The sequence below is a fragment of the Aquimarina sp. AU119 genome (assembly GCF_900312735.1).
GTDB lineage: Bacteria > Bacteroidota > Bacteroidia > Flavobacteriales > Flavobacteriaceae > Aquimarina > Aquimarina algiphila.
On sequence record NZ_OMPF01000039.1, the window covers coordinates 111,357 to 125,490 of the forward strand.

General features: G+C 32.0%; 10 protein-coding genes. 3 read left to right on the forward strand and 7 right to left on the reverse strand.

Annotated elements, in window-relative coordinates; all coding sequences use genetic code 11:
* Window positions 1-3 precede the first annotated feature (3 nt).
* The 5 genes from DK442_RS27720 to DK442_RS27740 all read right to left on the reverse strand — a co-directional run bounded on the left by DK442_RS27720 (window position 4) and on the right by DK442_RS27740 (window position 5,109).
* Window positions 4-1,569 carry a HAMP domain-containing sensor histidine kinase gene (locus tag DK442_RS27720; RefSeq protein ID WP_109439174.1) on the reverse strand — a complete coding sequence of 522 codons (1,566 nt, stop codon included), beginning with the start codon at window positions 1,567-1,569 and terminating at the stop codon, window positions 4-6.
* 84 nt (window positions 1,570-1,653) lie between these two features.
* Window positions 1,654-2,244, reverse strand: coding sequence for a dephospho-CoA kinase (coaE, locus tag DK442_RS27725; protein ID WP_235011045.1), 591 nt, complete (start codon window positions 2,242-2,244; stop codon window positions 1,654-1,656).
* Window positions 2,241-3,200 carry a CdaR family protein gene (locus tag DK442_RS27730; protein ID WP_109439175.1) on the reverse strand — a complete coding sequence of 320 codons (960 nt, stop codon included), beginning with the start codon at window positions 3,198-3,200 and terminating at the stop codon, window positions 2,241-2,243. Before DK442_RS27730 ends, coaE begins: the two co-directional genes overlap by 4 nt.
* 5 nt (window positions 3,201-3,205) lie before the next feature.
* On the reverse strand, window positions 3,206-4,210 hold the full coding sequence (locus DK442_RS27735; protein WP_109439236.1) for a glycosyltransferase family 2 protein: 1,005 nt from the start codon (window positions 4,208-4,210) through the stop codon (window positions 3,206-3,208).
* Between the two features lie 80 nt (window positions 4,211-4,290).
* Window positions 4,291-5,109 carry an enoyl-ACP reductase gene (locus DK442_RS27740; protein WP_109439176.1) on the reverse strand — a complete coding sequence of 273 codons (819 nt, stop codon included), beginning with the start codon at window positions 5,107-5,109 and terminating at the stop codon, window positions 4,291-4,293.
* A gap of 782 nt (window positions 5,110-5,891) precedes the next feature.
* Between DK442_RS27740 and DK442_RS27745 the strand changes: the two genes are divergently transcribed.
* Genes DK442_RS27745 through DK442_RS27755 form a run of 3 tightly spaced genes read left to right on the forward strand, consistent with a single transcriptional unit; the run spans window position 5,892 to window position 11,716 of the window.
* On the forward strand, window positions 5,892-8,804 hold the full coding sequence (locus tag DK442_RS27745) for an Ig-like domain-containing protein (RefSeq protein WP_109439177.1): 2,913 nt from the start codon (window positions 5,892-5,894) through the stop codon (window positions 8,802-8,804).
* Window positions 8,805-8,815: 11 nt separating this feature from the next.
* Window positions 8,816-9,754 (forward strand): type IX secretion system membrane protein PorP/SprF, encoded by a 939-nt coding sequence (locus DK442_RS27750; protein ID WP_109439178.1) that lies wholly within the window; start codon window positions 8,816-8,818, stop codon window positions 9,752-9,754.
* Between the two features lie 12 nt (window positions 9,755-9,766).
* Window positions 9,767-11,716, forward strand: a complete 1,950-nt coding sequence (locus DK442_RS27755; RefSeq protein ID WP_109439179.1) for an OmpA family protein — start codon at window positions 9,767-9,769, stop codon at window positions 11,714-11,716.
* Between the two features lie 16 nt (window positions 11,717-11,732).
* On the opposite strand, the gene DK442_RS27760 is transcribed toward DK442_RS27755, so the two are convergent.
* Window positions 11,733-12,227 carry a CAP domain-containing protein gene (locus tag DK442_RS27760; RefSeq protein WP_109439180.1) on the reverse strand — a complete coding sequence of 165 codons (495 nt, stop codon included), beginning with the start codon at window positions 12,225-12,227 and terminating at the stop codon, window positions 11,733-11,735.
* 218 nt (window positions 12,228-12,445) lie between these two features.
* A complete protein-coding gene (recN, locus tag DK442_RS27765; protein WP_109439181.1) occupies window positions 12,446-14,098 on the reverse strand; it encodes a DNA repair protein RecN in 1,653 nt (550 codons plus the stop codon).
* Window positions 14,099-14,134: the final 36 nt, after the last annotated feature.

The following is a 14,134-nucleotide window of genomic DNA, read 5'->3' on the forward strand; positions in this document are numbered from 1 at the left end:
ATTTTAAGATATTAACGGTAATTTAATTATAAATGTGGAGCCTTTTCCCCTTTCGCTCTCCACCCATATCTGACCATGATGGTCGTCAATAATTCGTTTTACATATGTTAGTCCTAATCCGTGTCCTTTTACATTATGCAGATCTCCTGTATGTTCTCTAAAGAACTTTTCAAAAATCTTCTTCTGTGCTACTTTACTCATTCCAATCCCTTGGTCACGAATCTTAAGAACAATACTATTTTTTACATTTTCTGTATATACATCTATTTTGGGTTCTCCTTCAGAATACTTTATTGCATTATCCAAAATATTAACTATCACATTTGTCAAATGGCTATCATTAGCCAATACAGTTGTTTTAAGGGCGCCTAAATGCATTTTAATATACCCTTCTCTATTTTCAACAATTAAAGAAACATGTGTTACTGCATCTTCAATAATATCATGTAACTCTTGTCTTTCTTTTTTAATATTAAGCTCATTTTTCTCTAACTGAGATATCCTTAATACATTTTCAACTTGAGCATGCATTCTTTTATTTTCTTCACGTATCATATTCATATAGCGCTTTACTTTTTCTTGATCTCCTGATATCTTTGGATTCTTTATAGAATCTAAAGCCAAATTAATAGTAGCTATCGGAGTCTTAAGCTCATGCGTCATATTATTAATAAAATCTGTTTTAATCTGTGATATCTGGCGTTGTTGCATCAATTGTGACAACGCACTCGAATAAGCGACTACAATAATTAATGTAAAAATTATCGATAATATCGCCATCCCTTTAATGGTAGAAAGCACATATTGCTTTTTCCCAGTAAAATTAACATACAATTGATACTCACTTACGCCTTCATCATTTACAAAAAGCGGTATAGCGTATGTTGTAGGATAATCCAAACTAAAATCATCAGAACGTACTTTTGTAGCTAAAGCATTACTATAAATAGCATACTCAAAATCTACCTTTATATCTCTCTCTTCTAATTCTTTTCTAAGCAAATATTCTATTTCCTTCTTTTGTACTCTTCTATGAATAGGGATAAAACTCGCTATTTCTCCTATCACTATTTCATAATCCATCCTTTGGAGATCTGTTAGACCTCTTATTCTCTCTAACTTAGATTTAGAATTTCGCCTCGTAAAATCATTTTTACCGTCTTGTGTTGCACTGTCAACATTACGGTTTAAAATGTTTTTCAACCTTACTGTATCAATATTAAAATTGACAAAAGATGAAAATAACTTATAATCTTCTTCTAAAATACCATCAGTATAAGCAAATGACTTTGTGGTATTATCGATACTAATATTGAGAAGCTGACGTATCGTTTTATTATCAGGCTCCTCTATGCTATCCAAAATCTCCTGCAATGGAAAAAACATTTCCTCAAACTCTCTATATTGAATTCGATTCGATACAGATATTAATATTTGCTTTGCATTAAAAGAAAACTGTTCTTCATTATTCTCTACTGTGTTGTTAATCCAATATCCCTGAACAAAAATAATCCCAATTAACGACAAACTCATCAGGATTATCAGCAACACGAATAACCTTTTATTCATAAATCAAAAGTAAGACTTTAACATTTAGCTACTTTACGGTTTAACCAAATGTTAACAAAATGAAAGATTCGGATTACAAAGTACTTATGAAGATATGACTTTATGTATCCTATTTACCTGTTTATCAGTATCTTTTAAATCCAGATTGTAGATTACAAAGTCTGCCAATGGTATTTTCTTGGCATCCTCCCACTGATTATTCATCCTGGAAAGCACCTGTTCTTTGGTTATATTATCCCTTTTTAAAACTCGTTGAATCCTAATTTCTGAAGGTACTGAAACCAAAATCGTATAATCACATTGTGTATGCCCTCCGTTTTCAAAAAGTATTGCAGCTTCTTTTATTACATATACCGAATCTTGCAAACTCTTCCAGGAATCAAAGTGTTTAGCCACTGCAGGATGTACAATCGCATTTAACTTTTCTAATTTTAAAGGGTCATTAAAAACTATATTTGCAATATACCCCCTATTTAACGTCTCATCCACATAGGAGTTTTCTCCTAATAGTGCTATGATTTTCTTTTTGACGTCATCATCTTCGTTCATCAACTTCTTAGCTTCATCATCTGATATATATATGGGAATTCCCAACTTTTCGAACATTTTAGCGACTGTGGACTTCCCGCTACCAATTCCACCTGTTAGCCCGACAACTTTTATCTCATTTCTCATTTTAGAACTACAAATTGAACTTGTTTTTCCTGCAAACGAACATCATGGATTGATCCGGGTTTATTTACTAGTTCCAAAGTTAAAAATGAGCTTTCTTCAGATACCTTTGCATAATCTGCAACAACCATAAAATCTCGTTGACTTATTTCATTATACTTATCTAAACCTACACGGTATACAACTGTTATTTCTTTTGGAAAAATTTTAATTTCGACTCCCTCTGGTATGTTATTAATAGTAATCGGAATCTTCTGATTTCCTTCAGTAAATTTACTAACCAAAATATTTGCTTCTACCTTGGAAGGAACCACTTTTATCGTAGAAGAAAAACTTGAAACATCTATATTCAATTCAGAAGTATAATCAACATTAAGACCTTCTAGATTTAGGTTCTCTGTATATATCCTCTCTATAGTATCAATTACTTGTGAGGGTCCACTTATCATGACTGAATCCGGAGAAACTACTAACCCTTTATCACTGCCATACCCAACAGCATATTGAATATCCTGAGCAATATTAACAGGAATCTTTTTTTCTAAATTAAGGTCTACTTTTAGCCTTAGGGTATCTTTTTGTATCGATAAAACTCTTCCCTTAAAATCTAATTTATTTTTCAATACCGCAGATTCTTTATTAACTCTAAAGTAATATTGATTGTCATCACTAATTACTGCATCTTCAACATTAAACTCTAGTATTCTCTTTTTCCAATTATGGCTCATTAATCTAAAACCATTTCCGTTTAAAACCATACGTAGTGCCTGATCACTTTCCTCGTTGAAAATTTTATCTTGTGGTATATTAGTGTATTGAACAGCTACTTCTACTTCTCGAGTATAATTTTTAGAAAATTGAATAAACAGCCATAGTAATGATGTGAATATTAGAAAAAAGAAAAAAGTCTTCACATTACTTTTTTTTAGAGAAAATCTATTGCTTATTCTGTTTGGCATATGTATTACTTTGAAAAAAACAACTTTTCGAATTGTCTTTCGGGTACTTTTTTCAATAGATGAATATAATAATAAGATTTCAGGAATCCTTTTCCGTATCCATAAAATTGTATAAAAACTGCCAATATAGATTGAAAACCTATTGAAATATTTTTATAAACTAAAGTTGCTCCCAAAAATATTAAAATAAAATATAGTCCTAAAAAAGTGATAAAATACCACCATCCAAAAAAAGCAGTTATTATTGAAAATACACCATAAAACAAAAATAAAGTGGGAAACCAATAGGTAAGTTTAGCGGTTTCTGGATGCCATTTATTTAAAATAGGCCTTACCAATCCAAATTTATTGACCTGTATGTAGAATTTTTGCCAAGAAATTCTTCTTTTATGAAAAACTTTTGCATCAGGAATCAATTCTGTATCATATTCTAATTTCCACAATCTTATCGTTAAATCAGGATCTTCTCCAGGATGTATATCTCCAAATCCTCCAGAAACCTGAAAAGCATCTTTAGACAATCCCATATTAAAACTTCGGGGTTGAAATTTACCTAAAGTATTTTTTCGTCCTCGAATTCCTCCTGTAGTAAGGTAAGAGGTCATACTATAACTTATCGCTTTCTGAAGGTTAGAAAAACTCTCATGTGCGTCATCTGGACCTCCATAACAATGCACAAATTTTTTGTTTAAAAAACCATCAACTTTAGATAAATAATTTTTAGGAAGAATCACATCGCTATCTAAAATAATGAAATAATTTCCTTTTGCTTTACGCATACCGTAATTACGAGAATCTCCAGGGCCAGTATTAGGTTTTTGATAGTAACTGATAAAAAGCTTATCTACAAAAGTCTGAATAATATCTTCTGATGTTTCAGTTGATCCATCTTCTACAATAACAATTTCATACTTTTTATCGTAATCCATTATCACCATACTATCCAACAGCTCCTTAATCTCATTGGGTCTGTTATATACGGGAACAATAAAGGAGAAATACATTTCCATATCACAAAGGTAACCTACAAAAAATCCCATACCAATTAAGAATGGGATTTTATGAGTATTATATTAATACAAAGCTGTATTTATTTTTCTTCTACAAATTTATCCATCACCATTTGGCTTACTCCCATATTTGAGAAACCTCCATCGTGATATAAATTTTGAAGTGTAACCTTTTTGGTTAAATCCGAAAACAAGGTAATTGTATAATCTGCACATTCTGAAGCAGTAGCATTACCAAGAGGAGACATCTTATCTGCATACTCAATAAAACCATCAAATCCTTTTACTCCTTTTCCTGCAGTAGTTGGCGTAGGTGATTGAGAAATCGTATTCACACGTACTTTGTTTTCTCTACCAAAGAAATATCCAAAACTACGAGCTATAGATTCTAAATATGCTTTATTATCTGCCATATCATTATAATCAGGAAATACACGTTGTGCTGCCATATAAGTCAATCCAACAATACTTCCCCACTCGCTCATTGCTTCTTTTTTGTACAATGTCTGCATGGTTTTATGAAAAGAAAGGGCAGAAACATCCCAACCTTTTTGACTCCAATCATAATTAAGATCAGTATAGTGACGACCTTTTCGCACATTTACCGACATCCCTATAGAATGTAATATAAAATCAAGTTTACCACCCAAAATTTCCATTGCTTTTTCTACAAGATTTTCTAAATCTTCTAATGAAGTAGCATCTGCAGGTATAACCTGAGCATTAGTTTTTTCTGCAAGAGTATTTATTGCACCCATACGCATTGCAACAGGAGCGTTTGTAAGAACAAAACTTCCTCCTTCTTCAAAAACACGCTCTGCGGTTTTCCAAGCAATTGAATTTTCATCAAGCGCTCCAAAAATAATTCCTCTTTTGCCTTTTAATAAATTGTGTGACATTTAATTATAAATTAAAGTATAGTTATACGAGCGGTAAAGATAACAAAACGACCTAAACCACAACGAATGGAAATAGATTTAGTTCTATACCGAAAAAAGAGATTTTTATAAAAACAGTACTATTATAAATCAACAGAACTCAAAATCCTTTATAAATATTTGATTTATGATTGCAAAAACAATAGGATTTTACCATCTTTAAAAGGACTATAACTAAATCTAAAACAGATCATTATCTAATACTAAGTTCTGACATGAAAAATAAATAACTTTAACCTCCAAAAACTAATTCAATCTAAAATTATTATTTTTCAATTAGTTGATTTTTATTGATATATAACATATATTTGACACTATATTTATAATGAGTATAATTTTTGACATACTATTGAAAATAATATTCATCATAAATCCCCCCAAAATATAATATTGCTCCCCCGCAAAAAAGTATAATTTATTATTCCCCCCTTACTATGTATAAATAGGCATTAGCTTATTGCTATGTCAAGGTACTTAATTGTGCACAAGAGATATTTTGATTCTAAAATTAATATCGTTTTGTATTAATTCAGATAAAACATCAATTCTTGGTATGAGTATGTACATCCAATCTTATATACAGAAGAAATTCTGCACATAAGATAAGCTTGCTAATTAAAATAATGTGATGAAAAAAATTACTGAACTACTTATTATTATCGATTGTTTGTAATTTTTTTGAGATACTAAGACAACAAAAAAATGGGGATTTTCTTATAGTAAATCAATAAAAATGGGGGCCTATGAAAATTATTACTTTACTCTTCTTTCATAAGAAAATTATTTTATTTACTTGTGTTTTTACACTATTACACATCTCTTCATATGTTTACGGAGATACTATCCATAAGGATGAAAACAACTCATTAACCATAAGAGATTCAGGCTCAATTTCTGATCCTCCCAATCCACTTAGTCTTACGATAATCAAAATACAAGACGCCACATCTACCGGAATATGTTGTGATGGTAAAGCAAAAGCTATTGCTTCTGGAGGAAAACCAGGATACACATATCAATGGAGTGCTTCTGCCAATAACCAGACTACTGAAATTGCAACTCTTCTTACAAATCGAACACATAGCGTTACAGTAACAGATGCCAATGGTACCACATTAACAAGAAGCATTGTTATACAATGTGTAAACCCTTGTCAAATTAAAACAACTAATGCGATAACAGATGTATTATGTACAGGCGATGCAACCGGAGCTATCGACCTTACAGTAAATGATGGGACTCCTCCTTATACTTTTGCATGGAATAACGGTTCTTCTAATGAAGATTTAACCAATGTAATTGCTGGCAGATACACTGTAACAATTACTGATGCCAATAACTGTCTAGTTAAAAACACTGTTATTATTTCTGAACCTCAAAAAGCTTTATCTGTTTCTATTGACACCAAAACCGATATTGCATGCGAAGGTTTAGGTCAAATTACATCAAAAGGAACTGGAGGCACACCTCCTTATTCCTATTCCATAGATAATGGAGTCACTTATCAAGCTAATGAAACGTTTTTAAATCTCCCTCAAGATAACTACACAGTATCCATTAAGGATGCTAACAATTGTACCTCTATAGCTTGTACAAAGATTTCATTTAATTGTACTCATGCTATAACAGACATCAATAATACTTTTGTGAATATTCCTGTCTCTGGAAATGTATTAACCAATGACTTTGATCTCGAAGGAGATACACAAACCGTAACCACACTTATTGTAACTACTACAGAAGGGATAGAGGTAGCTATAGAACCTAACACTGGAATATACACCTATACTCCTCCTATCGACTTTATTGGAGTTGACACTTTTGAATATACCATATGTGACAATGGTAGTCCGGTAGCTTGTGATACAGCAACGGTATATATTGAAGTACTTCCTAATGGAAATCCTAAAAACACCCCTCCTATTGCAAATCCAGATACGGCAATTACAGAAATCAATACGCCAGTAAACGGCAATGTACTTACTAATGATTTTGATCCTGATGGAGATCCAATCAAGGTAACAACCACTACAGTAACAACCCAGAAAAGTGTTATCGTAATCATCAATCCCAATACAGGAACATTTACTTACACACCTATTAATGGATATACCGGAGAGGATTCTTTTGAATACACCATATGTGACAATGGCAATCCCTCTTTATGCGACACCACAACGGTAACAATTACAATCATAAATAATCAAAACAACAGTACATTTGCAAATGATGATGCATATTTTATAGCTTGTGACAATATTTCAGATAATGTCCTGGATAATGATTTTGATCCTGAAGGAGATACCCAAATCGTTAATACAATTCCTGTAGACGATGTTGATAATGGCACTTTACAGCTCAATGCTAATGGAACTTTTATATACACTCCCAACATAGGATTCACAGGCACAGATAGTTTTATATATTCTGTTTGTGATGATAATACTCCTCTAGCTTGCGACAGAGCGACTGTATATTTTACGATCTCTGATTTTACTCCTCCTGATTTAACTACTTGTAACATCGCAGATGAAACAATCGAATGTGATGGAGAAAACAATGAAGCTATAGCCGATCTATGGAACTCGAATAATATTTTAGAATTAGAATCTTGTGTAACAAATATCTGCAATGAAGATTTTACAGGTAAGGTAACTTCAGATTATGATTTTAATAATCTCATTAGCACTTGCGGTCAAAGCGGAAGCATAGAAGTCACCTATATTATTACAGATAAAAATGGAGACACAACAACACTTACAGTAACCCTCACTCTTCTTGACTCTACTCCTCCAAGTTTAACAAACTGTGCAGTACCTGATATAACTTTAGCTTGTTCTACGATCGATATCGAAGAAATTACAAATCAATGGAACGCCGATAATATCATTTTATTAGAAAGTTGTGCAAATGATAACTGTAATGCAAGTACAACTACAATAGTAACTTCTGACTATGATTTTGATAATCTAATTGATGAGACGCTATCTGTAGAATATACCATAACAGATGATTGTGATAACACATCAACAATAAATGCCAAAATAACATTAGAAAATAATTCTGTAATTGTAAACGACAGAAGTTTATGTGCTCTCGATGAAATAGAATCGCAAATTTTTGATCTATTTGATTTATTAGAAGACGATGTTGACACTAGTGGAATCTGGGAGGTCACATCTGGAAATACCTCTGTAATTGATGACAATTTTTTTGATCCATTAACTATAGAGTTAGTAGATGAAGATGATTCGGAGACAGTAACATTTAGCTATACTTTAGACAACTCTGTCTGCCCAATATTCCTTGAAGCAGAAATAGAAGTGCATAATAGATGTGCAGTACTAACTTGCGGAGGAGAAGGTGATATAAAAATTTCAAAAGTAATTACACCAAACGGAGATTCCTTTAATGAATATTTTTTAGTTAAAGGTGTCGAGGATTGCGGTTACACCATAGATGTAAAAATTATTAATCGTTGGGGAGCGATTATATACAAATCAAGTGATTATCAAAATGATTGGAATGGAATAGCAAACCAATCTTCTGTGGGATCTGCAAATCAGATTCCTAGCGGTACATACTATTGTATTGTAACTTTAATTGATAGCGGCTTAAAACCATTTAGTAGTCCATTATATATCGGAACTAGATAAACAAATAATCCATGAGGGGGGTAAAAAATAAAATAACATTACTAATACTATGTATTAGTTCGATCGGATATACACAACAACTACCGCAGTTCACGCAGTATATGTTTAACACTATATCTATAAATCCAGCCTATGCCGGTAGTAGAGAAACACTAAGTATTGTAGGATTACACAGAAACCAATGGACAGGAATACAAAGAGGACCAGAAACTCAAACATTATCAGTTCATTCTCCATTGAGAAATGATAAAATCGGAATTGGATTATCTGTCATAAGGGATGCTCCTGGTTTTGAAAACTACCTATATATTTATGGTGATTTTTCATATTCTATTAATATCACAGAGACAACAAAATTAGCTTTCGGATTTAAAGGAGGAGTTACACATTATAACCTGGATCAAGAGTTTTTAAACGATCCTGATGTTACTCAAGACCCTTTCTTCGGAAATTATGCTAATCGATTGAATCCAAATATTGGTGCTGGATTATATTTAAATTCGAATGCGTGGTATGTAGGACTTTCTGCTCCCCGAATATTAAACACCGATAATAATCGCACTACTGAAACTACTTCTGTAGAATACGTTGCACTAGAACGTGTGAGCTATTATTTTACTGGAGGATATGTGTTTGACCTTAGCACAAATGCAAAATTAAAGCCATCGATTTTATTTAAAGCTACCAACGGAGCGCCCCTTTCGATGGATGTAAACGCAAATGTTCTTCTCTATAATAAATTATGGCTCGGAGGTTCTTATAGATATAATAAAGACACTGCTTCAGTAGGTGCTTTAGCAGATTTTCAAATAACAAAACAATTTAGAGTTGGTTATGCTTATGAACATTTTATTTCTGACCTGAGACCATATATAGGAGCTACTCATGAAATATTACTCATGTATGAACTGTTTAACGAAAAACGTGTTAGATCCCCAAGATTCTTTTAAGCTTATATCTATATGAAAAATAGAATCCTTTTAATTTTAATCTTCTTTTTTAGCACTTTTATTTATGCTCAAAAATCAAAAGTAGCCGACAAATTTTTTAAGGATTTTGCTTATCTCAAAGCAAAAGAATTATATAAAGATGCATTAAAAAAAGAAGATAGTACTAAACATATTCTATCCAGAATTGGTGATTGCTATTACAACAATTCAAACTCAGAACAAGCATACTTTTGGTATAATAAAGCGATTAGCAAGTACAAGGATATTGCTCCTGAATATATTTATAAGTACATACAAACTTTAAGAAGTTTAGGCCATTTTGACGAAGCAAATAATTGGCTAAAAAAACTTAAAGCACATCAAAAAAATAGCAGACGTCTAAAAGGTTCTGAAGATATAACACTCGAAAAATTTCAAGAATTGTCCAGCACAAAAGACAAGTATATTCGTATTGTAAATCTAAGTTCAAATAGTAAATATTCTGATTTTGGAGGGTATGAAAGAAATGGAAGCCTATATTTCTCTTCATCAAGAGCAAACGACAGTCTTTTTGGAAAACAAAAAATTTATAAGTGGAATGGGGAACCTTATTTAAATATTTATCAATCAACAATTGAACGAATTGATTCAACCCTTGTGATTAGCAATATAACTCCCATTACCTCAGATAAAATAAATTTAAAGAATGAACACGAGGGAGCTTTAGCAATAACAAATGATGGAAAAACGCTATACTTTACAAGAAATAATATTAATAAAAGAAAAAAAGCATCATATGACAAAGAAGGTAACTCTAACCTAAAACTCTATAGAGCTAAACTTCGAAATCGTCTATGGACAGATATTGAGGAGCTGCCTTTTAATGGTAAAACTTTTTCTACCGGACATCCAGCCTTAAGTCCTGATGAGAAGACCTTATATTTTGTTTCAAACAGAGAAGGAGGTTATGGTCAGTCAGATATATACAAAGTTGCTATCAATACTGATGGCACATTTGGAAATATTGAAAACTTAGGTGATAGAATTAATACAGAAGGGCGAGAGGTCTTCCCTTTTGTAGCAAAAGACTCTACATTATATTTCTCTTCAGATAGTCATATAAACTTAGGCCTTTTAGATATTTATAAATCTGATATACTAAAAAAGGACATAGATGAAGATATAGAAATCAAAAATCTTGGGGCACCCTTTAATAGTGGTTATGATGATTTTGCATTTTTTTCCAATCCAACTGGGGATTCTGGTTATTTCTCATCTAATAGAACTGGCGGTATAGGAAGTGATGATATTTACACTTTTGATCGATACGAGTGCATGCAAATTTTAACCGGCATCACATATGATAAAAACACATCAGAACCTCTTCCTGAAGTTACAGTCCAGATTATTGATCAAACAGGTAAAATTATTAGTTCTACTCTATCAAACAAAAATGGTGAATATACTTTTGAAGAAATACCATGTGGAAAAACGTTTTCCATTTTTGCTACAAAAGCTAATTATAAACCTGATTCCAAAGAATTCTCAACAACAACCAAAAACAAAGATAAAACTGAAATAGATTTATATTTAACCCCCTTAATTATAAACAAGGAAATTGTAATCAATCCTATCTTCTTTGATTTTGACAAATATGAAATTCGTACTGATGCCGCGTATGAATTAGAGAATATTGTTAGTGTAATGAAAGAAAACCCAAAAATGATTATAAAAATTGAATCCCATACAGATAGTCGTGGTGCAAATAGATACAATCTAAAACTATCCCAAAGACGTGCCAAATCCACTAGAGATTATATTATATCCAGAGGAATTAATACAGAACGAATTCCTAGTTTTGTAGGTTATGGCGAATCACAATTATTAAATAAATGTGGTAAAGGTTATGACAGACAGTGTACTGAAAAAGATCATGAAGAAAATAGACGTTCGGCTTTTTTAATACTCAATGATTATAAATAATCTAGATAGTATTTTTTTATTTTTTAATAAAAATATTTGTAAAATACATAACCCCATCCTCATTTTGCTCTGCTGAAATGTCAAAATTCGTAAAATCACCTTCTATTGTTTCTCTATGGCTATCGCTTTTTATCCATGCATTGACTACAGATTCTGCTGAAGAATATCCATAACCAACATTCTCGGCAACAGAATTTGCTCCTGCATTTGTAAGGAGATATGATTTACGAGCATGAAAGTAATCATGAGAAATTTGATTTTCTTTAATCATATACTCAGTATGACTATATGCTTGTGATTTCACAATATCCAAGGTCTCCAGAACAGATAATCCAATAGATGCTCTGTAATTATTTATACGCTCTAAAATTTCAACCTCAATGGATTTTACTTCTGGAACAGTAAACTCTTTGATAGGAGAATTTAAATCATCATCAACATTTTCTGAGGAACACGAAAAAAATAACATTACCATGCAAGCAATGTAGATTACTCTAATAGGTGATTTCATAATTTGGGGGTTTGTAGATTTGGGAACTACGCTTGCAAACTACAAAATAAATAGAGACAAATAGTGGGCATACTGTTAAAATCGATAAAAAACAATCATTTCATCGGTTTATTCTGCAAATAATCGATGAAATACACGAGCCAAAGTTTTAAAAACCTGTTTTTTAACCAATTAAGAACATGTTTTTTCATATTCAGCTTAATCTAATACTATTAACTTTACTGTATCAACGCTTTTGCATGAGTCAATGCCGAATCAGAAATATCTTTTCCTCCTATCATTTCGGCAATTTCTCTAATTCGCTCCTCCTTGCTTAATAATTTAAGCTGTGTAATTGTAGAATTATTAAGGTCTTCTTTGTAAACTTTGTAGTGACTTTGTCCTTTGGCTGCGATCTGAGGTAAATGAGTAATACTAAAAACCTGGAGATTTTTACTCATATTCATCATCAAATCTGCCATTTTATGCGCTATTTCACCAGAAACTCCTGTATCTATCTCATCAAAAATAATAGTAGGCAATTGAGCGTATCTAGAAAGAATTGACTTAATTGCAATCATTATTCTTGATAACTCCCCGCCTGAAGCTACTTTTTTAAGTTCTCCAAACGCCCCTCCTTTATTAGCAGAAAATAGAAATGTTAAGAGTTCTTTTCCATTAGTTAAATATTTATCCTGTAATTCTAGAGAAGCTTGAAAAGTAGCATTAGACATCCCTAAGGCTTTAAGAATATCCTCTAATTCTTTTATCAGCTTAGGAAGTGCTTTATTTCGTTTCTCATGAATCTTCCCTGCTACTTTATCCAGCTGAGCTTGAACAACTAGTATCTCTTCTTTAATTTTTTCTATATCTTCAGTAAGTGATTCTGTTTTAGCTACTTTTTCCTGCAACACCTCTGTCAAACTAATTAATTCATTGATACCAGAGGCATTATGTTTTATCTGTAAATTATGCAACAACTGTAATCGTTCACTTGCTGCTTGCAATTGTTGAGGATCTGCTTCAAGCTTATCAAATTCATCTCGCAACGAAGCATATATATCTTCCAATTCTATATATACACTATCGATTCGTCCTGATAGCTCTTTTAAAGAACCAGAATATGATTCTATTTTTGATAGATTAGCCTTAATCGTATTTAATTGATCAGATACCCCAACCTCTTCTGAAGAAACTATAGCAATCGAACCGGATAATCGTTCTTGAATTTCTTCTATATTGTTTAGCCGTTCATATTGCGTTTCTAGCTCTTCTAACTCATCAGGTTTTAATTTTGCTTCTTTCAATTCTTTGAGTAAAAAAGCATTATATTCATACTCTTTGGTAAATTCTTCTTGACTAGCAATAAGCGTATGTACCTCTTTTTCTTTTTCTTTTAATAGCTTAAGTCCTCTTTTGTATGATTCTATTTCTCGATCTGCTCCTGACAAGGCATCCAAAACTTCAAATTGAAAATCGTTTGTAGTGACCTCTAAAGTTTGATGTTGACTATGTATATCTATCAATCTTACTCCTAGTGAAGCAAGGGATTGCAGAGTAACAGGTGTATCATTTATAAAAGCTCTTGATTTACCTGAAGGTAATATTTCTCGTCTTATTATAGTCTCATCTTCATAATCAAGTTCTTCTTTTTCAAAAAAAGATTTTAGATTATACTTTGCTACAGAAAACACGCCTTCTATTACACATTTTTGAGAACTATCTTTAACACTATTTAAATCTGCTCTTTTACCAAGAAGTAATCCTAAAGCACCAAGTAATAAAGATTTACCGGCTCCAGTTTCTCCAGTAATAGTTATCAAACCAGAATCAAAAGATACCTGTAGTTGTTCTATTAACGCAAAGTTTTTTATCGAAAGACCTTTAAGCAAGGGATAGAAATATTTATTGTTTTAAAAAAGTAAAGA